The sequence below is a fragment of the Micromonospora chalcea genome (assembly GCF_028768405.1).
Taxonomy (GTDB): domain Bacteria; phylum Actinomycetota; class Actinomycetes; order Mycobacteriales; family Micromonosporaceae; genus Micromonospora; species Micromonospora chalcea.
On the sequence record NZ_CP118233.1, the window covers coordinates 6,708,888 to 6,729,859 of the forward strand.

Below are 20,972 nucleotides of genomic sequence, written 5' to 3' on the forward strand. Positions count from 1 at the left end.
GTGGACTGACCATGATGCAGCGGTGGCTGCCGGATACAGGGTAGACGCCCAGCGGTGGCGGGTGTTGTTCGACGACCTGATGTTGACGGTCGGGCAGCGTTTCCGCAGGCCCGAGCCGCGTCGGCGGGTGTGTGACTTCGTTCGGGGGCTGTTGGCGCCGCTACCGCGGAAGAACTGCTGGAGCATCGCCGAACACGCCGGGGACGCCGGCCCGGACGGGATGCAGGACCTGCTGACCCGGGTGACGTGGGACGACGCCGAGGTTCGTGCCGATGTCCGCGAGTTCGTCGGTGAGCATCTCGGTGATGGTGAGGCCGTGCTGGTCATCGATGAGACGGGTGATCTGAAGAAGGGTCGGCACACCGTCGGGGTGCAGCGGCAGTATTCGGGCACCGCCGGGAAGATCGAGAACTGCCAGCTCGCCGTGCACCTGGTCTATGCCACCGAGGCTGCTCACGCGATGCTCGACACGGCCCTCTACCTGCCGAAGTCGTGGTGCGACGACCCCGAACGACGTGCCGAGGCCGGTGTCCCTGAGCAGGTGCGCTTCGCGACGAAACCACAGCTGGCGGCCCGCATGATCGCCGCCGCGGTCACCGCTGGGCTGCCGTGCCGGTGGGCGGCCGGCGACGAGGCCTACGGCAACGACCCGCGGCTGGCCGCCCGGCTGCGTCAACTACGACTGGGCTATGTCCTGGCCGTGGCCTGCTCACATCAGGTGATCACCGGCCTCGGCGTCTACCGCGTCGACGCCCTCGCCGCCGAGCTTCCCGACACCGCCTGGCAGCGAATTTCCGCCGGCCGGGGCGCAAAAGGCCACCGCTACTACGACTGGGCCTTCATCGCCCTGCCCCACGCCATCGATGACCAGAGCGGGCACCACTGGCTGCTGATCCGCCGCAGCCGTCGCACCGGTGAGCTGGCCTTCTACCGCTGCTGGTCACCCGAGGTCGTCGCGCTCGGCACTCTCGTCGCGATCGCCGGCCGCCGCTGGAAGATCGAGGAATCGTTCCAGGCCGCGAAGACCGGCCTCGGCCTCGACCAGCACCAACACCGCCGCTGGACCTCCTGGCACCGCTGGAACACCCTGGCGATCCTCGCCCACGCGTTCCTCGCCGCCGCGACCGCCGAGCACCGCAACCACTACCAGCCGGTCGGGCTGATCCCGCTGACCGTCAACGAGCTACGCCACCTGTTCCACATCCTGATCATCGAGCCCACCCGCCGGCGCTGCGACCCGCTGCTCTGGTCAATCCGCCGACGTCGCCACCAAGCCAAAGCCATGACCAGCCACTACGCCCGGCAAGCCCTCATCGAGCCGTGATCACGATCCCCGGCTGGAGTACTAAGCCGCTCGAGGTGGCCGTTCGCCCTGGCTAGCTCCCTCTGGACATCGGCGAGCTCATCATGGGCGAGGTCGACCTCGAACTGGAGCTCCTCGCGGACCTGCTCCACTAGCGTCTGGTCGACTGAGTTCCGGTCGTTCCCGGTAAAGACCCGCAACTCGGCGGGGACCCGGCGCCGAGTCGACAGCTGGGCCACCGCATACACGATTCGGTCAGCAGCTGCCGCTCCGCTAGCTCCAGCAAGTGCAGATGATGGGACATACCGGTGTCGCCAACCGTCGGCCTCCGTTTCGAGCGGTGCGGGCACGTACGTCCGCACCGCGCCGTTCCAGACTGCCAGTGGGCCAAGCTTTGCCTTGAACGATGCGGTTGCGGTCTCGTCAAGCACGATGACCGTCGCGATGCCGCGTGTACGTTGCGCGATCCGCCGTGCACGCTCTTGCCATAGGGGGTCGGTGCCGCTGGCGGGAGCGGACACCACGATGAACGGCAGAGTCCGATCGGCCGAGCGCAGCAAGTCGACGAGAAGGGCGATCTCAGTGGCGGTGATGCCCACGACGTCAGCGACGATGTTGTTCACGCCGAGAGCTGGCCTGCCGGGCAGGGCAAGTAGGTCGTTGACCAGACGGGGACCACCGACGACGACCCGTTGCGTGGGGTCGTCCGTCTCCATGTCGACATCGATCCAGACGTGAACGGCCGTGTCGGTGGCGAGGGCACGCATCGTGACTGACCAGACGGCCGAAAGACGTTCGTCTCGCGAACATGCCTCTACGCCATACCCGCTGTCATTGTCGAGAAGTCGTACTGTGACAACCTTGCCATCAGCGATGGTCTCGCCTTCACAAAGCGCTGTCGCTTCAGGATTATCAAGGGCCCATCGGCTGAAGTACTCCAGAGCCAGATCAATCACGGCATGCCGGTCGGGCTCGGTCGTGTCTTTCCAGACAGTGCGATACAGCAGGCTCATCGTCCGCTCCGACCATCCGAGGAGTAGCTGTGGGCTGACTGGGCAGGTGTCGCTCATAATCGCGCGAAAGGAGAATACTGCGGCGCGCAAGGTCTCTGTAGGCGGGCTGCTCCGCTGAGGGCGTATGGCCGCCGATGCCTTCTCGCGGCCGGAACGGTGGTGTAGCGGCTTGCCGTGAATCGATCGATTGGGCGGGTTTCGCCCGAATGGCATGAGCTAGTACTCCAGCCGGGGATCGTGATCACGGCTCGATGAGGGCTTGCCGGGCGTAGTGGCTGGTCATGGCTTTGGCTTGGTGGCGACGTCGGCGGATTGACCAGAGCAGCGGGTCGCAGCGCCGGCGGGTGGGCTCGATGATCAGGATGTGGAACAGGTGGCGTAGCTCGTTGACGGTCAGCGGGATCAGCCCGACCGGCTGGTAGTGGTTGCGGTGCTCGGCGGTCGCGGCGGCGAGGAACGCGTGGGCGAGGATCGCCAGGGTGTTCCAGCGGTGCCAGGAGGTCCAGCGGCGGTGTTGGTGCTGGTCGAGGCCGAGGCCGGTCTTCGCGGCCTGGAACGATTCCTCGATCTTCCAGCGGCGGCCGGCGATCGCGACGAGAGTGCCGAGCGCGACGACCTCGGGTGACCAGCAGCGGTAGAAGGCCAGCTCACCGGTGCGACGGCTGCGGCGGATCAGCAGCCAGTGGTGCCCGCTCTGGTCATCGATGGCGTGGGGCAGGGCGATGAAGGCCCAGTCGTAGTAGCGGTGGCCTTTTGCGCCCCGGCCGGCGGAAATTCGCTGCCAGGCGGTGTCGGGAAGCTCGGCGGCGAGGGCGTCGACGCGGTAGACGCCGAGGCCGGTGATCACCTGATGTGAGCAGGCCACGGCCAGGACATAGCCCAGTCGTAGTTGACGCAGCCGGGCGGCCAGCCGCGGGTCGTTGCCGTAGGCCTCGTCGCCGGCCGCCCACCGGCACGGCAGCCCAGCGGTGACCGCGGCGGCGATCATGCGGGCCGCCAGCTGTGGTTTCGTCGCGAAGCGCACCTGCTCAGGGACACCGGCCTCGGCACGTCGTTCGGGGTCGTCGCACCACGACTTCGGCAGGTAGAGGGCCGTGTCGAGCATCGCGTGAGCAGCCTCGGTGGCATAGACCAGGTGCACGGCGAGCTGGCAGTTCTCGATCTTCCCGGCGGTGCCCGAATACTGCCGCTGCACCCCGACGGTGTGCCGACCCTTCTTCAGATCACCCGTCTCATCGATGACCAGCACGGCCTCACCATCACCGAGATGCTCACCGACGAACTCGCGGACATCGGCACGAACCTCGGCGTCGTCCCACGTCACCCGGGTCAGCAGGTCCTGCATCCCGTCCGGGCCGGCGTCCCCGGCGTGTTCGGCGATGCTCCAGCAGTTCTTCCGCGGTAGCGGCGCCAACAGCCCCCGAACGAAGTCACACACCCGCCGACGCGGCTCGGGCCTGCGGAAACGCTGCCCGACCGTCAACATCAGGTCGTCGAACAACACCCGCCACCGCTGGGCGTCTACCCTGTATCCGGCAGCCACCGCTGCATCATGGTCAGTCCACACAACCGCCCATGATCGACGGTGGCTGCCCTCGTACCCCCACCGCACCGAACCGCAGCTCAGCCGAGGTCAACATCCCCGGCTGGAGTACTAGGACCAGATGCTTGTGGCTTCGACCTTGTTGACGAGCAAACCTGTTGTCGGCAGGCTGAGCCGATGTGGTGGCTGGTGATCGATCACAATGACACAGACCTCTTCGACGGCGAGGAGGTAAGCCTGGACTTGTTCATCCGCTACGGAACGATGAGCATCGGTCTTGACAACCGGGACCCCGTCGGTGAGGGCGACGAGCTGTGGGTCTTCGAGCGCACATTCCGCCGAGCCTCGGGCCTGGCCCGCGCCGCGTCCAGTCCATACCGGTCCGGCCGTCGTTGGTGGCTCGATGTGACGATGGACCTGAAGGCCACCAAGCAGTTGCGTAGAAGCCCCGTTCGGCCCAGCGAGCGGGTGTTCCGCTACGAGCCCTACCGGTACGGCGCCAAAGATCCCTGGATGGTACGTATGCACCTCAGCGATCTATCAATGATGCGTAACCACCTGCAGAGGCTCGCTCGCGTACCTGACATTTATCCCGGCTCACGACACCCAAGCGGGCCGTCGCCGTCGGCCCCTTTGGGACCACCGCCTTAAGTGCGCGACCCTCGGCGACCGCGCAGTCATCCTCACACCCGCGAACAGAGCCCAGTCGCGGCTACCCCATCAGGTGCCCGGCACGAAGTCTGCAGCTACAGCGGCCGAGTCAGAGGCCTCGCGCCAGCGACATCGTGTCAGTCGGTCGTCCTGCGCGAACCCGAAGCGTCTGTCTTGCAGTGTTCCGGACTTGGTCGCAGCCATGGCCGTGCATCAGTGCGGCGAGTCGAAGCCGCTGGTGAGTTTCTGCCCGAGGGTAGGAGGCGCTGCGGCCGCCGACGTGCGATTCTTCTTCCTGCTTCTCGCAGTTCTACCCGGAGGTGTCGTGCGAGTCGTCGGCGCTATCGTTGCTGATTACAAATCTGTCCGTATGGCTGAAGTGCCCCTGGGAGGTTTGACCGTCCTTCTCGGCCCCAACGGAGCGGGCAAGACCAACATCATCGAGGCGGTTGGTGCACATGACCCCGTAGCGCGTCACCTCCTTCGCCGCTCCGACAGCGATCTCGCACCTCGTGCACGCGTGGGCCTTGTCGTCAAGTTCGACATCGACTCCATGGGGCATGGTGCTGATGCCGAGCTGCTGAGGCAGATGATGATTTGGCCCTGGCAAGAGGGTCTCGATGCGGACGAAATCACCGACGGAATCGGTGCCTACTGTGGCAGTACGTGGTGGTTGTACGGAGGCGATCTGTACGACGTCGTTGATAGCGCCACGCTGAGTGACTGTTACGACGTCGTCCGGCGGTGCCTGAGCCAGGGGATACCAAAATCGGCGGCGCCGGACGTGCAGCGGCTGGTGGACCTCCTACTCATGAACCCAGTTCTGATCGTGCAGGAAGACTTCAAGGTCGAGCTGGCCTGTGACCGTAGTTCCGCAGCTGGTCAGGAGGCCATGGTGCTGGCGAGACGCATCAAGCCGCTTCTGTTCGAGGGAGCGCTTCGGGACATAGTCGGTGTCTTGACGGCGTGGACCGGCCGCTGGCCACCTCTGACCGGCTTCACCCGTGGGCCGTCGAGCGGATCACCCGCCATCCCCGCCGGCTTCGAATGGGTCACCAGCAGGCTGGGGGGCGTGCGAGTCGTCGACGGTGACGCGGTGGCCGTGGAACGGTACCTGGACCGGGCGCTCGAGACAGTTCACGATCGGTTGTTCCATCAGCCGGATTTTGGCGACGGATCGCCGGGCCACGACGAGTACTGCGACCGCTGCCTTCATTCCGATCATGCTGGCCGGGTCGATCCGTCGCTCTATGCTCCGGACGAAGCACATGTATCTGACGATCAGTTCGTGTATCCCGGGAGCTCCGACTGGCTAGAACAGAACAACGAGTGGCTTCGCGTACGACCGCAGCTGCGTTCTGCGCTGAGTGTTATCGAGCACGCAGCGAACGCTCGGCTGATTCCATTCGTCGCCGCTCAAGGGAAGATCCGGCTGGAAATGCGGCGTGTGCCAGAGTGGGACTCATCGGCGAGCCGATGCCAAGTGACATTCAAGCATCGCGTCGGCGAGGCTCGTCGCATCGAAGCCGATTGGAACGGGCCAGTCGGCGTCGTTGGCGCCGACTATCCCCAGCAGCATCTAGGCGAAGCCATACCCCTAGCGCACCTCGGAGCGGGGATACAAAGATGGGTCGCGACTGCCGTACGGCTGGCTGCGGACTCCTGCGCCGAGGGCGATAGTGATCTCACGCCGCGGATATTGCTCATCGACGAGCCGGAGCAGCACCTGCACCCGGCGGCGCAGGCGGAAGTGGCTGTCTGGTGTCTAGATCAGGCGCGGGCTCACCAAGCCGTCGTCGTCGCCACCCACTCACCCGTGTTCATTGCGCTTCCACCACATTCAGCGACCGTTTGCCAGGTCACGAGGATCGGCGCCACCACCCAAGTCCGGGCGCTTCCGCCCGTCCACGGGCCCGATGTCGCTTTCCGCGCCTGGGAGCTGGGTTTCGAGCTGGGACTCGGCCGCGATGCGCTTGCTCAGCTGACTCGCGCCATCGTCGTCGTTGAGGGGGACTGGGACCGCCGCCTCCTACACCACTTCTACGGATCCCAGCTTGCGAAGCAGCGTGTGTTGGTGGTGCCGTTGCAGGGCTCGAACGAGCTTGGCGGACTGGCGGATGCCGCCGTCATTCCAGCGTTGGGTCTGCCGGTCGTCGCCCTTCTCGACGAGGTGCGGGGCCGCTCTCGCGAGGAGCTGGAGTCCCTGACCCCGCCCCTCACCAAGGCCGAGCGCGCCCTTCTCGATCTCTCGACACACCTCGGCGACCGCCTACGGTTCGTTCGCTACGACGACCCAGACGTCATCTGTGCACTACCGGAGAACGCCGTCCGCCGCGCGTATCCCGGCGCCACCTTCCCCGGCTGGGACACACTGCTGCAGCGGTGGAAGGAGGAGCGAACGTCGACTGGCGCGTCCTCGCCGTTCAAGAGGTGGGCGCTCAAGGCCATGGCGCTGCCCAAGGCCAAGAGGTTTCCCACGGCCTTCTTCAGTGACGTGATCGAACACTGCCGACCGGAGGACGTTCCCCACGCCCGTTTCCAACGCGCAGCCGAGCAGCTCCTAGAGCTCGTGGAGCAAGGTCCGGACTGACATGATGGCATCGGTCGAACTCGGCGTTCGTTGATACCGTCCGGTCGCCGACGCGGGTGAAGGCCAGGCGTGGCGAGTGTCAACGCGGCCGAGTAGTTCACGGAGCTGGCGCGTGGGTGGCTTTTGCTGTGTCCGCCTGGCGGGGCGCTCGCCGGGTCATGCGAGTGCTTCCGTGGTGATCTCGGCCGGGGTGAGGGCGGCGTCGATGGAGGTCAGCTTGCCCAATGCGCGGTAGTGGTTGAGCGTGACTACTGCGGATGGTCGGTAGGACTGCAGGCCCGCGTTGATGCGGTCGGGGCTGTCGTCGGCGCGTTGGAACAACTCGCCTCCGCAGCCGTCGCAGACGCCGGGGCGTGTGGGGGCGGCGAGCTCGGTGTGCCAGGTTCTGCCGCAGCCGCGGCAGGTGCGACGGCCGGCCAGGCGGCGTAGGACCTCGGCGTCGGGTAGGACGAGGTCGATTGCCCGGTCGAGGGGTGTACCGAGGTCGGACAACAGGGCGTCGAGCGCCACCGCGGCCACGACATGGTTGGGGAAACCGTCGAGGACAAAGCCGCCGGCAACGTCAGGTTGGGTGAGGCGGCTGCGGACAATGGACAGGAGCACATGATCCGGTACGAGTTCACCAGCACTCATATGCTGCCGGGCCCGCAGCGCCGTCGGGGTGTTCGCCCGAATCTCGGCCTGGGCGGCGTTCGCCAGGCTGATGGAGGGAACGCCGAGACCCGTGGCAATGGCGCCGGCGACGGTCTCACGACCGGAGCCGGGTGGTCCGAGAACAGCCAAGCGCACCCGCGCAGCCTATAGGTGCGGCAGTGGACGGCGACGGGCGTCGTGACGGTCGTCGCTGGGTACGGCTGCGATCGGTTCGGTGAGCTTGCCTGACGGATGCCCGGAGGCCGAGATTAGGGGAGCAGGATGGGAGCAGGCAGGTGCACTGAACGGCGCTGGACAGCGCCCAACGGCACTGAACGGCGCTCAACTGCACCCACCACGACCTGCAGGTATCTGTTTGCGCAGGTCAGAGTCGGTACAGCGTCCTGCTTCACACAACTGCACTCAACGGCACCGAACAGCAGTCAACGGCACTCTATGTCGCCTGGCAGGAGAGTATCTGCAGGTCAAATCGGTAAGGCCCTCGCAAGCATTGATGCTGCAGGTGGGTGCAGATTGGGTGCACGTTGGCGAAGTGGTCACCGCGCCCGAAGTGCTCATCGAGATCGCGCCGAGTCGGGTGCTCTGACCTGCGGCGGTACAGACGACTGGATAGGCGTGACTTCCCAGAGAAGACCGAAGAGGTCAGCCTTCGCTGCTCCCCGCCTGGTCGGTGCCGGCTGTCGTCGTGGAGGCCGCTGGCGTCGGTTCAGACGGTCTTTTGTATCGATGCACGTCCCTGGGATGGGCTGTTCTGTTGTCGGTGTGGATCCCGGCAACTGAGACTCGAATCCCATCAGCGAGCCTCTGACCAGTGCTTGTTGCTCAGAGACCTCTTCGGCGTGCCCGAAGAGGTCACGAAGCAGTTAGCCTCGTGGAAGTCTCAGCAGGGTGTCGGCCGTTCGGGCGGGCCGCATCAGCTGACTGGTCCCCCTGCCCGGCCAAACCGTTGAGCTGCTCATTCCCGACACCGACTACGACGACCTGCGGCTCACGAGCATGCTGGCCCCACTGCTATACGTCGGAGGGGAAGCCTGGTGGTGGCTCGGCGCCGCCGGTCAGGTGACCCGCCGGTAGGCTCACCCGGCCACCTCGCCACATCGATTGAGGACGACGACTGAAGCTGCCCGATCTGTGACGCCCCCATCGTTATGACTTGGTCGCATCGAAAGGATCGAGCTCGGCCAGCGGTGGAAGGCCTGGCCTCCCTGTGCGCGTGCCCGTCGCGGTGGTGGGGAAGGCACGCGCGATTTCGCTGCGGATGAGGTCGTAGAGGCGCTCGCCGTCCCGCGCCAGAAGGCCCGAACTGAACACGGCCATGCGTCGGAACGCCGCCAGAAGCTCGGTAGCGCCGACGAGGTCTCCACGCTCCGCCACGATGCGCAGTTGGTCGTACGCGTCCGCCAGGTTCGGGATGTCGGGCCAGTCTTCCCTGCGTTGGTCGGCGTCGATGCTGAAGACGATGTACGGCTCGGCGACCGTGTTGCCATCGCTCCAGCGCAGGCCATGGCCCGGCTGATAGGCCGGCATCTCCCGCGAGGGCGACCGCTCGGTCCGGATCACCGCGTACGTGCCGGTCACGGGCTGATCGAAGGTGTGGGCGAGCCCGATTTCCAGCTCGGGTCCGGAGCGCCCGGCGAGGATGGTATTCAGCCCCTCCTTCACCAGCCCGACGATCCCGGCGTCCTTCGCGACCAGCCCCACGCCGGCCAGACTCGCCGCCTGCTCCAGCAAATTAAGGTACGGTCCGAGCAGATCTCGGCTGGGAACGGTGAAAAGGCCCAGCTCGAGGTCAATGCCGCCGCCTCGATAAGGCACCGGGCCGAGCAGCCTGGTGGTTCCGGTGACCACCCGATCCAGGTTGTCTGGGTCCACGTCGCGGAGCACCCCGGGTGTCGTCACGACGATGGATTCGGCTCGCCCGCCCGCTCGCCGGACAACGCTGCAGCTGCTCGTCACCGTGCCGTAGAGGCGTTGCCGTCCCAGGCGTACGTCGGCGATGTGGAACTCGCGGAGGTTGACCGAGACGTATTGTTCGTCGGGCACCAGCTCGGTCCCGGCGGGTCCGACGCTGCCGAACGACCAGTCTTGTGCTCGCGTGCGCCAGATTTCGCTGAACCAACCCATCAGATGACCTTATGTATGCGCAGGACCTGCTCGGCGCAGACCCACGACGAGTACGCGGGGTCGACGCCGAACGCCGAGCGGGTCGAGGCGAAGCCGACGATGTGGTCTGTCTCGTCGACGAGAGCGGCGCCGGAGTCACCCGGAAGCGTGTCCGCCTTGGTGTGAACCTTTGCAGCGAGATACCGGGCGGGGTCGAGGATGTCCAGATCAGCCGCCAGAATCGTCGTGGCCTTGCGCCCCGAGGCGGCGCCGTCGAACTGAGCCGTCCCGTACATCGTCGGCATCACTCGGCGCAGCGGCCCGGCCATGCCGAAGAGTCGCAGGCCGGGCGGTTTCCCGGACAGCTCGAGAAGACAACTGTCAGTCGGCTCATGTCGCTCGACCACCCTCGCGTGAATCCCGCCGATCATCACCATCGAGCAGGCGGGCGGAATCCAATGCAGAGCCGTCGTGCCCAGAAACCGGCCGCGGCTGTCCGGCAGGAAGACACCGAGCGTCGCTCCGGCCGAGCCGTCGGCAAGACGGATCTCGACGGCCGGACTGGGCGCCGCCGTCGGGATCTCGTCTGGAGCGGAGGCCACGACAACGGAGAACGTGCGCGCCTGCGCGACCTCGGTCACGGCGTCGGCCACTGCCTCCGGCGGGATGCGAATACCCGAGGCCAGGAGCCTGCCGAAACGAGTTCGCGAGCCGCGACGCCAGCGGGTGTCCCGGGCCAGATCGGCCGGCTCGACATAGTCGTTCACCGCCAGGTGTCGCGGCTGGCGGCCGAATTGCGGGACCAGGACAAGCAGGTCCAGCCGTGTGCCGCCGGCATGAGCGACGAGCATGCGGCGGCCGAAAATCGGATAGGCCGACAGCCGCTGGAGGACGCGGTCGAAGCCCGACGTATCGGTGAACGACCACCAGAAGATCCCGGCGAGCAGGCTCTCGGCAAGACCGGGATTGCCCACCGCGCGGGCGAAGGCCCGTGCCGCCGGCCCCTGCAAGGCGAGTGGCCGTGCGGGCTCGCTTCCGGCCACGTCGTCCATCAGCTCGGCGAGAGTGCGCCCACGTCGGCCAGCCGGCCCGCCACCACCCAGGGAAGGCGGCGGGGGACTCGGCGGAGGACCGGGTGGACCGGCCGGTCCACGAGCGGATTCGGGGAGACCGTACGCAGCTCGGGGGTCCTGCGGAGCTCTGTCCGGACCCGGGCGGTGCGCGGGCTGCGGCATGGTGGTCATGGGCACCTCCCAGGGGCCCATACTCTTATACGAACCATCCAGCGTCGATCCTACGATCAGGCTCGCATACTGGTTCCGCGGCCCGTGAGGGTGACAATGGACAGTGCCGGCACTACCGGGCGATCAACGAGCGCGGGGTCGGTCGATGCCGTTTGAGGAGTCCCAGCAGCAGTTTGCCTTCGAGGTCGCGGGCTTTCTTCGCGAGCTAGAGAGGAAGTCCGGCGACCTGGCAAGGCGTAGCGGGACAATGCGCCGATCGGTGTCGAACGTGCTAGCCGAGCGGCTCAGGGCCGCGCGCCGGCTGCTGGGCGACGACCATTGGCTCATGGAGGTCGTCGATGAGCTCGAGACCGAGTTGATGGCCGAGCAGGCGGATCTCGATCTCGTGAACGAGCATGCGGCATACATCGCGAACGCGCTCGAGACCCGGTATCGCCTCCGAGGAGGTGGCCACGGCATCCCCGCGTCGGGAAATCGGCGCGGGATCACGTTGCCCATCGAGAACACGCCAGCGAACCGGCGACCAGACGAAACTTAAACGAAGCCGGAAATTCGTCCACGCCCTCCACCAGCACCACATGATCGGGTCGATGGGCCGCGTCGGCGCCGCCGGCGACAACGCCGCCATGGAGTCGTTCTTCGGCCTGCTGCAGAACAACGTCCTCGACCGCCGAACCTGGACGACCCGACAGCAGTTGAGGACCGCGATCGTGACCTGGGTCGAACGGACCTACCACCGCCGTCGACGCCAACGATCCCTGTCCCGGTTGACCCCCATCGAGTACGAGACCATCATGACCCCACCGGCCAGTCAGGCCGCGTGACTGAAACTGTCACCTATCGGTGCAGCAGACCCAGCAGTGGACAACGGTGGCTGTCCGAGACGCCCTCTGAGGAGACGTTCGGATCTGCTTCCGCCGGTCGCGGCGTAGCGGGTCTCCGAGGGTCCCCCACTGGGGACGATCAAGAAGGTAACGGGGGAATACACGGTCGACACCGGTGCCGACACCACCGCCGTGCTGGACGCCGTCGACGCGGCCAGGCTGCCTGAGCAGATCGAGGCGGTGACCGCCACGGCTGTAGCGGCGGACAAGGAGTACCGGGGGTTGATCAAGGAGAGGAACCGGCTGTACGACGAGCGGCTCCGGTTGGAGAGCCGACGCTTTCCCGGCCGTGGTGAGGAGAAGATCCGCGCGGACTGGAGGGTGGAGCACTCGCTGAAGTACCAGGGGGTTCGGCGCCGAGAGTACGAGCAGGTCGCGGATCGGTTGAGCCCGCAGGATCGGGCCGTTTACGACGCGCGGCAGCGGCGCATAGACGCCGCCGGGCGCGACGGTTGGGAGCCCGGGCGGGAGGTCGAGGCCGCCGAGGTCTGTGACGTGACCCCCGAGCAGTTCGCGGAGATCACCGCGATTGAGCGGGTCGACGGGTGCCGGCAGAGCAGCGAGCAGGTGAAGCAGGTGAAGCGGGTCAACGAGTTGCAGTACGGCGGCGGTGACTGCCTGAACCCGATCCTGCCGCCGCTGCTGGGGCAGCAGGCGGCGCTGGTGTGGGCTGACTCCGGCCGAGTACCGGGAGATGGAGCGTCTGGAGGCGATCCGGCCGCAGCGCCGGTACGCCTACCTTGACGGCCGCCGGATGCGTACCGCCGCCGAGCAGGCCCGCCTGGACGAGCTGTACGCCGCGACCGGCAGCAACCAGCGGGAGACGCACAAGCTGCGCAGTCGCTACCGCACAGGACTGGAGACTCACCACAACGGCAAGTGGGACCTGGCCGAGGCCCGCGCCCATCAGACGGCGATGGAAGCGACCGCCCAGCCGCTGGAACCGGCGACCGCGACCGCGCTGCAGCAGGTCACCTCGGACCTGGACGCGATCGGCCGGGTTCTGGATGAGCAGGGCGGGTGGCTGAGCGCGACGGTGGAGATCCCCGCCCGCAACGGCGGCGCCCTGGTCATCGAAGCCCTGCAAGAAGAGGAGGAGGTCGGGGTGAGCTACCGCGTCGACCGGCGCCCAGCCGACGCCGACGAGCAGTGGAGCGCCGGGTACGCCACCGACCCGTACCGCCACCGCGGCCGGGCTGCGCAAGCTCGGCCGGCTGGTCCGGGACCTGGCCGTCGTCGACGACCCAACCAAGGAGAGCGCATGATCGTCGAGGCGAGCGGTCCGGAGCAGATCCGCGCCGCGTTCAGCCAGGCCGTCGCGGCGACGGGGGAGCGGGCAGAGGAAGTCGGTGGCGTCGCCGGCATCCTCGGTGACGCGGCCCACCGGTACGAGGCCCTGCAGATGCAACCGTCCACCGCCGAGCGGCAGCGGGAGGCCGGCACGGCGTTCGCCACCGCGCACCCCGCGCTCGTCGACGCCCGGGAGCAACTCCACGCTGCCCTGGCCGACTTCAACAACCACGACGACCAGGTCGCCGACGCTGTCGCAAGACGTGGGTTTTTCGTTCCTGGCGGGGCGACGTGGAGGTCACCTCCTGGAGGCGGCGCTCGATGTCGGTGGTGGCGCGCAGCGTCTCCAGGGTGTCTGCGGCGACGCGCGCGAGGATCTCGTCAAGGTCAAACTGTTCGTCCTTTAGCATGACTGCCTCCTGCGTGAGCTGGCGCTTTGGCCAGGTCGGCCTGCAGCACCTGGGCCAGTCGGGCGCGGGCGTATCGGATGTTTGACCGCACCGTTTCGGCCGGGCTGCCGATCATGTCAGCAATCTCCGGTGCCTCGTAGCCGTCTATTTTGAGCGCCATCACTTGGCGTTGAGCGGGTGGTAGTTGCTGTAGCCGCGCGATGACCCACTGCGTCTCCTCGCTGCCGCCGCCGAGGTCGTGACGTCGGGGCGGCATGCCATTCCAGGCGGTGCGAGTGGCGGCGTCGTCGCAGGCGGGCTGCATGTCGTCGTGCAACTGTTCCCGGCGCTGCCGGTCGACGCTGCGGAGGAAGTGACCTTTTGCGGCCTTGAAGATCCAAGCGCGCGGTTGTTGGATCAGGGTCCAGCGGCGATACAAGTCGTGCATTGCCTGCTGGGTGGCGTCTTCCGCGTCGTGTCGGGTCGCGCCCTGGTTCACGAGGAACCTCTCGACCCGCAGGGTGTACGTCCGAAAGAAGGCTCGAAATTCCTGTAAGGCTTGGTCGGTTACCGCGTGTGTCGTGTCGCCGGTACGAGCCATAGGAATGGCCTCCATTCGATGAGGTGTGTCGTAGATGGGCTAGCCATTACGTCTCCTTCCGGCGATGAGGTTTGGTCAGCCCGGCCCTCGGCCGTGACTGCCAGGAAGCCCGCCGGCGGCGAGCTTCCTCGGTTCTATCAAGGGAGTGCAACGAGGTGACGTTGCCGTGCAACGGCTCGTCAAGATTTTTAACCGGACTGGTGCCGGCGCTCTGCGCGGCTCATCATGCGGCGTGACGACCGAGCCGTAGGTAGAAGAGGACGGTCAGGCACGCGGTTGTCACCGCGAGCGCGGTGACCGCCAGCGACCCCGATGCCAGATAGGCGCTGGGGACCCCGATCAAGATCGCGTTCACCAGCACCAGCACCTTGCCGGCTTCGTCGGCACCGCGGCGTGGACGCCTGACCGTCCTGCTACCGTGCGGACCTGGATCGGCCGGAGCCGTGTTGGCGCGCGCCTCAGGAAACATGGGCAGACCTCCTCGCTCTCAGAGGGCTGCTGGCACCTTTGGCCGGCACGCCCCGTCTGCCGAGTTAGTGCAGGTCCGGTAGGCGCTGGTGCAGGCGTGAGGGCTAGCACACAACGTTGCACGACCGCGATAACCGGCCGCCCGAAGGTCTAAGTCCTCACCGTGCAGCACTCAGCGATGCGGCGAACAGCGTGCAGTAGGTTCCAAGGCCAGCGGCGCCCGCGTCGACCGGGGCGCGGTGTGGCGGCTGCTGCGCCGCCTCGCCAGCACGGGCGAAGATCCCGGTGAAGATGAGCCCGCACGTGCTGCGCCACACCTGTGCCACCCTGGCCCGTGACGCCGGCGCCGCCTGGAAGACGTCCAGGAGCAACTCGGGCACGCCGACGCCCGCACCACCCGTCGCTACGACCACGGCGGTCAGCGCCTCGACCGGGCGCCGGCCACACCCTCGCCGCGTACCTCACCGCTGCCGGCGATGAGCATTCCCCGGAATCAGCAGAGGAAGAGACGCCATGACCTCCAAGGCGCGGACGGGGAAGAGGCCGCGCCGTATCGCCGGCTGCGCCCGGCGCGGCGGGACCGGGCAGCCCGACCGACGCGGCTATGGTCCGCGGCATGGACGACGTGAGCAGCTTGAATTCCTCGGTGACCACGTTCGCCGAGGAGCACGCCATCACCGTGGTGCCTGCCGTGCCAGTGCAGGGCCAAGGCGGACCGGAGGTTCTGCTCGATGCGGAGTGCATCGACCTGCCGAGCTTCCTGAATCTCGCGCGTCAGATGGGCGCGCAGGCCCTGTACCTGGATGCCGACCCGTTCGACGTGGACCTGGACCTGGTGGACGTCGAGCTGCCGCAGCATGTACTTGCCCGCCGGGGGCAGCTCTATGCCGTCCAGGTGGCGTTTGTCGCGGGCGGCGTCGTGCACTACTGGGAGCACACCGCCGCCTGGTACACCGAGTGGGAAGACCTGATCGACGCCACCAGAGCCGCTGCCCGCGATGAGCTGGACGCCGACGACGATCGGCCGCGCTGGCTGAGCGAGGGCGAGAGCGAAGCGCTCGCGGCACCCGCCGTAGAGGCCCTGCTCGCGATGCCGGAGTTCCGCGCTGAGAAGCCCGGCGGCGGACGGTACCGGTTCGCGCAGCGCCACATCCCCGACGGCACGGACGAGCGGGTCACCAGCACGGTTGTGCGGCTGGCCTGCGACCGCGCCGACGACCTAACCCGGCAGCGGTACGCCGACATCGATGACCACTACGACCAGCTCGCCGCGAGCCTCCTCACCGACCCGGCCTACAAACGAGCCGGATCGGCCGCAGCCCGTAAACAGGCCGCCGAGCGCTTCCTTGCCGCCTGGGCCGATGGCTGGGTGCCGCCCACCGTCCCCCGTGACGAGCTCTACGCCCGCGCCCAACGGCTGGCCAAGAACCGCACTCCCGCCCCAGCCCTGTACTAAACGGCAACGCTGGTCAACCGACGGCAGGATCATCCGGGGTCAGGGCGGACCTGACCCCGGCCCGCATCGTTGAGCAGGCCATGACGGATGTGCACCACCTGCGGGAGAACCGGCGCGCTACTACGAGGTGCTGGGACGGGTCATGTCGGCCCTGCGCGAGACCGGCGCGCTCAACGGTGCCGCCCATCTCGACTGGTGGCCGGGCAACGGTGGCCGGACCTGGGAGATCGAGTGGCAGGGTGGCCCGTTTCCGGCCGAGGTCGCCGCGCGGCGCCGGGGGCGCCGGAGCCCTGCGTCGACGAAGACCAGGGCGAGCACGCGGTACGCGGTCTGATCTCGCCCGGACGGGGCGAGCGCGAGCGTGCGCACCTGGTCGTGCTCGACGTGCCGGTGAACCTGCGCGCGATCGACCCGATCGGAACCAGCCAGGTCTGGGCGACCCTCACCTCGGGGTGACGGCGAGGCAACAGCGTCAGTCGAGGCCCGCGCGGCGCCGGTACCACAGGCCTGCCAGGAACACCGCCGCCGCACCGAGAACGGCCGAGCCGACACCGCCGGCCAAACGCACCGAGCCGGACGCGATCCAGGAGGCGAGCAGCGCCACCGCGGCTACGACCGCGCACACCACGGCCGCGGCCATCAGCCTCTGCTCCGACGACGTCGCCGTCTGTGCGGGCTGTCGTGGTACCAGCAGCATGTGCTCGCCGAGCGGGTCCGCGTCGACCCGGTAACCGGCCTGCTCCAAGACCGTCCGGTAGCGGGCCATCGTCTGGGGCACGTCGGCGGTGCCGCAGTAGGCGACGCTGAATGGCTCCGGCCCGTCCAGGCTGGCGTTGGCGCCCTCCACGGCGAAGCCGTCTAGGTGCCGCTCGTCGAAGTCCCACAGGCCCGCCCGACGCAGCGCTCGCCGCAGCGCCTCCGCGTCGCGGTCCCGCGACGACCCCAACGGCCGCCCGCCTCTGCCGTACCCGTACTGCGGCTGCTCGGTATCCATGACCGTCACCGTACTGGCGGCCGGCGCGCATCGGTGAGGGCCGACGCCTCGCACACCGCGCCGCCGCACGCCTCGAATACGTGTCACGGGACTTGAGCTGTGACCCCAGGTCAAGCTGATCGCGTGGACCCAGTTCCAGCCCCGAACGGGACGTCCGGGCGAAGGTCTTTCCTGCCAATGGTCCCGCCAATGGTCCACCATCGACTTCAACGGCAAGGCTATCTAGCTGGGCAAACGCCTTCGGGTGAAAGGGAGTGCCAGGCATCGACGGACAGAGTGCGGCCCGATGGGGTAGCGGGGCAGTAGAGTAACCCTCCGACGTGACGTTCCAATCCCATCCTCGGGACGGACTCCGGGTCGCACCCACCTGTAAGGGCGCCCGGGTCCGAAGCCGAGACCCCCGGGAGATGGAGGCACGTCATGTTCCACCGTTCGTCCCGGGTACGCCGGCAGATCTGCCGGTGCACTCCGAAGCCCGGCCGCTCCACCCACCGGTGGCAGTGGAAGAAGGTCACCAACACGGTGCTCCTCCTGATGGAGGTCGCGGCCAAGGCGGTGACGGTCTACCGGACCTGGAAAGGGATGTAGCCCCGCATAGCGGGGCTACATGAACCGGTCGAAGGACGCTCCGCTCGAAGGTTCGCGGCCAGAGGGCGGGGCGTTCTTCATTTTTTGCGACGTGTTGCAGCCCCCGCAGTGTGTCATAAACCGCTGTTAGACAGTAGGCAAGCCGGCCATCCGACTTCCAAATTCCCGCCTGTTGCGATACCGTCCGGCCCCCGCGACGTGCAGATAGGCCGGTTGTAACGGTAGCGCGCCGATCCGGTGCGTTCTCTGACACAGCGGGTTGCCCGGAGGTCGACCGCTGCGGCAGCTCAGTGGTCGAGCCGTTCAGTGGCTCGGGTGCCCTCCGGATCGGCCCTTGGGCAGCGCGGCAGGTGGTCCGGGTCGACCACCACCTGCGGACAGTCTTCCTCCCGGCACTTCCACACCCGCCCCATCCACCGACAGCCGGCCGGGCACTCGCCGTGCGCCGACAACGGGCGAGGGTGATCGGACGGGCAGGCGGCGGGGGCCCACTCCTGCCAGACCCGCTCGCCGCTGCGCTTGCGTACCCATCGCCCCGACACCACGCCGGCGAGCGTACGGGAGGCCACGCCTGCCGATTCCTCGGAATCGGCGAGTTCCCGAGTGCCTACGCCGGGTACTCGGCGAGCTTCTTGGCGACTAGGGCGGCGATCTGCGCTGGGTGCGCGTACCAGCAGTACAGACCGAATCCGACGGAAGTCCACCTCTCTCCGTCGCCCGTCGGGAAGCCCAGATCCCAGCCCCCTTCACGGCTCAACAAGAGGTGGCGACCCTCGCCGAGCTCCCACACCGTCTGCCACTCGTAGACGCGCACCTCGGCGACTTCGATGCCGTGCCCGCGCAGCTGCTCGGTCACTCCCGCGACCAGCGTGTCCATGTCGAGGGCGGGGCTGCGGTCGCCCGGGAGGGTCACCTCGCGCAGCGGCAGGCCGGCGGCCCGCAGCAGAACCGCGGCCTTCGTCAGCTCCTCGTGGGCCGAGGTCGGCTTTTCCTCGAGTTCGCCACGCTGGTGCGCGGCGTCCAGCCACACGCCCAGCCCTTCCGCGACGTCGGCCAGGGCCTCGATGTGCTGGCGTAGCGCTGCCAGCGTCGCCTCGGCGTCGCGGGTGGTGCGAAGGGTGTACGGCTCCCGGAGCACGTTGCCCAGCGTCTCGGTCTTCTCGGCCAGGTAGCGGGCGCTGGCTACGGCGTACAGCGCGGTCGTGGCGCCCCCGTCGTCGCCGAGCGCATTCACGTGCTCGTTGTCGTGGCAGTCCTCAAGGTAGATGTGCTCGTAGTCGCTCTCCAGATTCAGCGTGTGGTCGCCGTGGTAGTGCACGGGCACCCCCGACACGATCTCGGTCTCGATGTCGGACTCAGTCATCGTCTTCCTCTCGCCCCGGTGGACCCTGCCCCGGAAGGTTAGGCGCCTAGACATCTGCGCCGGCACCTCGGCCGCAGCCCGCTCTACGATCAGGGGTGCCGGATCGCGGTGACGGTCAGCTCGGAAGGAAGCCCGGCAGCCGGATCACGTCTCAGACCGCGCTGCGCCGAAAATTTTGGAGGTGACGGTAACGTTGATCATGGTCTGAGGCCCTACCCGTTGAGCCCGCCGCACGGCGCGGCGAGCCCAACGTCCGAGAGGCTGATGATGGATCCCCTGACCGTGGCTCTGATCGTCGCCGGCGTCACCGCCGGCAGCCAGGTGGCCGTCGCGCATGCCGAGACACGTCGGCTACGGGCCTGCGCGGATCTTGCCCGCGCCGTCGCCGCGCTGCCGTTCGGCACGCAGATCACAGGCTGCGGCGGCAACTGGGGCATCAGCGTGCCGGCTATGCCGGTTGCCTCTGTTGCCGCAGCGGCGGTCAATGACGGCGGTCAGGATGACTGAGGCCAGTACTGAGGTGACGCGGCAGCGGCTGACCTTTCCCCCGGTCCCCTCCGGTCGAACCACCACGGACTTCGCCCTGTTCTGGTCGAACTGGGAGCCGGTGATTCGCCGGGTGTCAGGAGCCAAGCTGCGCCGCGCTCGTGTTCCTCGCGCACTAGCTGACGTGGACGACGCCACCCACAGCGTTTACGTCGAGCTGTGCACGAGGTGGCCAAACGATGACTTCGCCGGTAAGGACCCGGGTCGCTACGGTGTCGGGACCGTCCTCAACGATTTCGTGCGCGTGCAGGTCGACGAGCTCAAGAGGCGGAGCGGCAAGCCAGCACCTGACAACGACGTGGACCAGACGGCCGCCTCGCTACCAAGTCCCGAGGACCTTTACATCGAGCGCGAGGTGGAGCGCTTCCTGCGCGAAGCCGTGGAGACGGCGATGCAGCAGTTGCCTGACAAGCAGCGCCGGGCAGTGCAGCTCACCACCGCCGGCGAGCTTACCCGTGAGGAGATCGCCGAGGCGATGGGCGTCAGCGCGGGCGCGGTCTCGTCGCACCGCACCCGCGGTCTGCGCCGGTTGGTCGAAGCGGTGGCGATCACCTTCTTCTGGGTCGTCGTTCCGGTCGTTGCCTGGCTGCTGCATGACCAGGACGCGATCCGAGTCCTTGTCGTTTCGGGGCTCGGGCTCGCCGCGCTCGTGATCGATGCGGTGCGGCACATCATCCGCGAGGGTCCGCTCGGCCTGCTCGATTTACTGAGTCGGGCGGTGCGGAAGTACGAGCGCCTTCGGGCCCGGATCCGCCCTAGGAGACGCCCCGATAAGAGATGATCCCCTCGCCGGCCGCGAGGTAGAAGCCCTCAGTCGCTGTGCTGAGGGCCGAAACCCTCCGTCGAGCCGCAGCACTTCATGTCAGTGGATAAGCTTCCTTATCCGTTGAGTGGTGCGACCATCTCAGCGGATAACGCGGTTTAGCCCTGGCTGAAAGTCCGGCCGGAACTCAGCGGATAAGAAGGCTGGTGGACCACAGTGGCCCGGACCGCGACCGCGAAGGTCATTTCGCTGCGCCCTGCAGACCCGACCGCAGCGGTCGAGTCCGCCGTCGCGGCGCTGCACCGGCACCTCGACCGGTGCGCCCTGGCCGCCAACACCACCAAGGCGTACCGGGCCCGCGCCCGCGCGTACGCCTCCTGGCTCGCCCAGCACGTCGGCGAGCACCCGGACGCCTTCGTCGACCAGGTCGGCGCCGAGGCCGCCGTCACCGCCTGGCGCCGGCACCTCATCGCCACCAAGGCCAGCCCGTCCACCGTCAACCAGGCCCTCGCCGCCGCCGACCTCCTCT

At 67.6% G+C, this 20,972-nt stretch carries 21 protein-coding genes and 1 pseudogene; 12 read left to right on the plus strand and 10 right to left on the minus strand.

Annotated elements, in window-relative coordinates:
• The first annotated feature begins 79 nt into the window (after window positions 1-79).
• On the plus strand, window positions 80-1,324 hold the full coding sequence (locus PVK74_RS30425; RefSeq protein WP_274479311.1) for an IS701 family transposase: 1,245 nt from the start codon (window positions 80-82) through the stop codon (window positions 1,322-1,324).
• On the opposite strand, the gene PVK74_RS30430 is transcribed toward PVK74_RS30425, so the two are convergent.
• Together PVK74_RS30430 and PVK74_RS30435 are read right to left on the minus strand one after the other, a co-directional pair.
• Window positions 1,294-2,316: a hypothetical protein gene (locus PVK74_RS30430; RefSeq protein ID WP_274477796.1), complete on the minus strand. Its 1,023-nt coding sequence runs from the start codon at window positions 2,314-2,316 to the stop codon at window positions 1,294-1,296. The two genes, PVK74_RS30425 and PVK74_RS30430, sit on opposite strands and share 31 nt — an antisense overlap.
• A gap of 241 nt (window positions 2,317-2,557) precedes the next feature.
• The gene (locus PVK74_RS30435) at window positions 2,558-3,802 is read right to left on the minus strand and encodes an IS701 family transposase (RefSeq protein ID WP_274479311.1); all 1,245 of its coding nucleotides are present in this window, start codon (window positions 3,800-3,802) and stop codon (window positions 2,558-2,560) included.
• A gap of 234 nt (window positions 3,803-4,036) precedes the next feature.
• Here PVK74_RS30435 and PVK74_RS30440 point away from each other — a divergent pair, with 234 nt between their 5' ends.
• Both PVK74_RS30440 and PVK74_RS30445 read left to right on the plus strand, forming a co-directional pair.
• Window positions 4,037-4,510 (plus strand): hypothetical protein, encoded by a 474-nt coding sequence (locus tag PVK74_RS30440; RefSeq protein WP_069089495.1) that lies wholly within the window; start codon window positions 4,037-4,039, stop codon window positions 4,508-4,510.
• Window positions 4,511-4,835: 325 nt separating this feature from the next.
• Window positions 4,836-7,100: an AAA family ATPase gene (locus PVK74_RS30445; protein WP_274477797.1), complete on the plus strand. Its 2,265-nt coding sequence runs from the start codon at window positions 4,836-4,838 to the stop codon at window positions 7,098-7,100.
• A 156-nt stretch (window positions 7,101-7,256) separates the two neighbouring features.
• Here the strand turns inward: PVK74_RS30445 and PVK74_RS30450 are convergent, their stop codons facing one another.
• From PVK74_RS30450 to PVK74_RS30460, 3 genes are all read right to left on the minus strand, one after another.
• A complete protein-coding gene (locus PVK74_RS30450) occupies window positions 7,257-7,889 on the minus strand; it encodes an adenylate kinase family protein (RefSeq protein ID WP_069089497.1) in 633 nt (210 codons plus the stop codon).
• Window positions 7,890-8,900: 1,011 nt separating this feature from the next.
• On the minus strand, window positions 8,901-9,878 hold the full coding sequence (locus tag PVK74_RS30455) for a hypothetical protein (RefSeq protein WP_274477798.1): 978 nt from the start codon (window positions 9,876-9,878) through the stop codon (window positions 8,901-8,903).
• Window positions 9,878-10,909 carry a hypothetical protein gene (locus tag PVK74_RS30460; protein ID WP_274477799.1) on the minus strand — a complete coding sequence of 344 codons (1,032 nt, stop codon included), beginning with the start codon at window positions 10,907-10,909 and terminating at the stop codon, window positions 9,878-9,880. Before PVK74_RS30460 ends, PVK74_RS30455 begins: the two co-directional genes overlap by 1 nt.
• A gap of 337 nt (window positions 10,910-11,246) precedes the next feature.
• On the opposite strand from PVK74_RS30460, the gene PVK74_RS30465 reads away from it, so the two are divergent.
• The 4 genes and pseudogenes from PVK74_RS30465 (at window position 11,247) to PVK74_RS30480 (ending at window position 13,687) form a co-directional block, all read left to right on the plus strand.
• Window positions 11,247-11,639 carry a hypothetical protein gene (locus PVK74_RS30465; RefSeq protein WP_274479339.1) on the plus strand — a complete coding sequence of 131 codons (393 nt, stop codon included), beginning with the start codon at window positions 11,247-11,249 and terminating at the stop codon, window positions 11,637-11,639.
• Window position 11,640: 1 nt separating this feature from the next.
• Window positions 11,641-11,925 (plus strand): annotated as a pseudogene (locus tag PVK74_RS30470) (integrase core domain-containing protein); the annotation flags it as partial.
• A 192-nt stretch (window positions 11,926-12,117) separates the two neighbouring features.
• Window positions 12,118-12,729, plus strand: a complete 612-nt coding sequence (locus PVK74_RS30475) for a hypothetical protein (RefSeq protein ID WP_274477800.1) — start codon at window positions 12,118-12,120, stop codon at window positions 12,727-12,729.
• Window positions 12,680-13,687, plus strand: a complete 1,008-nt coding sequence (locus tag PVK74_RS30480) for a hypothetical protein (RefSeq protein WP_274477801.1) — start codon at window positions 12,680-12,682, stop codon at window positions 13,685-13,687. Before PVK74_RS30475 ends, PVK74_RS30480 begins: the two co-directional genes overlap by 50 nt.
• On the opposite strand, the gene PVK74_RS30485 is transcribed toward PVK74_RS30480, so the two are convergent.
• The 3 genes from PVK74_RS30485 to PVK74_RS31260 all read right to left on the minus strand — a co-directional run bounded on the left by PVK74_RS30485 (window position 13,663) and on the right by PVK74_RS31260 (window position 15,113).
• Entirely contained in the window at window positions 13,663-14,280 is a 618-nt protein-coding gene (locus tag PVK74_RS30485; protein ID WP_274477803.1) for an RNA polymerase sigma factor, read from the minus strand. The two genes, PVK74_RS30480 and PVK74_RS30485, sit on opposite strands and share 25 nt — an antisense overlap.
• Window positions 14,281-14,488: 208 nt before the next feature.
• Window positions 14,489-14,734, minus strand: a complete 246-nt coding sequence (locus PVK74_RS30490) for a hypothetical protein (RefSeq protein WP_274477804.1) — start codon at window positions 14,732-14,734, stop codon at window positions 14,489-14,491.
• 157 nt (window positions 14,735-14,891) lie between these two features.
• Window positions 14,892-15,113 (minus strand): hypothetical protein, encoded by a 222-nt coding sequence (locus tag PVK74_RS31260; RefSeq protein WP_420800510.1) that lies wholly within the window; start codon window positions 15,111-15,113, stop codon window positions 14,892-14,894.
• 236 nt (window positions 15,114-15,349) lie between these two features.
• On the opposite strand from PVK74_RS31260, the gene PVK74_RS30500 reads away from it, so the two are divergent.
• Together PVK74_RS30500 and PVK74_RS30505 are read left to right on the plus strand one after the other, a co-directional pair.
• The gene (locus PVK74_RS30500) at window positions 15,350-16,189 is read left to right on the plus strand and encodes a hypothetical protein (RefSeq protein ID WP_274477805.1); all 840 of its coding nucleotides are present in this window, start codon (window positions 15,350-15,352) and stop codon (window positions 16,187-16,189) included.
• 231 nt (window positions 16,190-16,420) lie between these two features.
• Window positions 16,421-16,645, plus strand: a complete 225-nt coding sequence (locus PVK74_RS30505; RefSeq protein WP_274477807.1) for a hypothetical protein — start codon at window positions 16,421-16,423, stop codon at window positions 16,643-16,645.
• 16 nt (window positions 16,646-16,661) lie between these two features.
• Here PVK74_RS30505 and PVK74_RS30510 read toward each other — a convergent pair whose 3' ends face one another.
• Complete coding sequence (locus PVK74_RS30510) at window positions 16,662-17,183, minus strand: hypothetical protein (RefSeq protein ID WP_274477808.1); 522 nt, start codon at window positions 17,181-17,183, stop codon at window positions 16,662-16,664.
• A 420-nt stretch (window positions 17,184-17,603) separates the two neighbouring features.
• Between PVK74_RS30510 and PVK74_RS30515 the strand changes: the two genes are divergently transcribed.
• The gene (locus tag PVK74_RS30515; protein WP_274477809.1) at window positions 17,604-17,771 is read left to right on the plus strand and encodes a hypothetical protein; all 168 of its coding nucleotides are present in this window, start codon (window positions 17,604-17,606) and stop codon (window positions 17,769-17,771) included.
• 607 nt (window positions 17,772-18,378) lie between these two features.
• On the opposite strand, the gene PVK74_RS30520 is transcribed toward PVK74_RS30515, so the two are convergent.
• Window positions 18,379-19,134, minus strand: a complete 756-nt coding sequence (locus PVK74_RS30520) for a hypothetical protein (RefSeq protein ID WP_274477811.1) — start codon at window positions 19,132-19,134, stop codon at window positions 18,379-18,381.
• A 282-nt stretch (window positions 19,135-19,416) separates the two neighbouring features.
• Between PVK74_RS30520 and PVK74_RS30525 the strand changes: the two genes are divergently transcribed.
• Both PVK74_RS30525 and PVK74_RS30530 read left to right on the plus strand, forming a co-directional pair.
• Window positions 19,417-19,641 carry a hypothetical protein gene (locus PVK74_RS30525; protein WP_274477812.1) on the plus strand — a complete coding sequence of 75 codons (225 nt, stop codon included), beginning with the start codon at window positions 19,417-19,419 and terminating at the stop codon, window positions 19,639-19,641.
• Window positions 19,634-20,461, plus strand: a complete 828-nt coding sequence (locus tag PVK74_RS30530; RefSeq protein ID WP_274477813.1) for an RNA polymerase sigma factor — start codon at window positions 19,634-19,636, stop codon at window positions 20,459-20,461. The genes PVK74_RS30525 and PVK74_RS30530 overlap by 8 nt, the downstream gene beginning before the upstream one ends.
• Window positions 20,462-20,972: the final 511 nt, after the last annotated feature.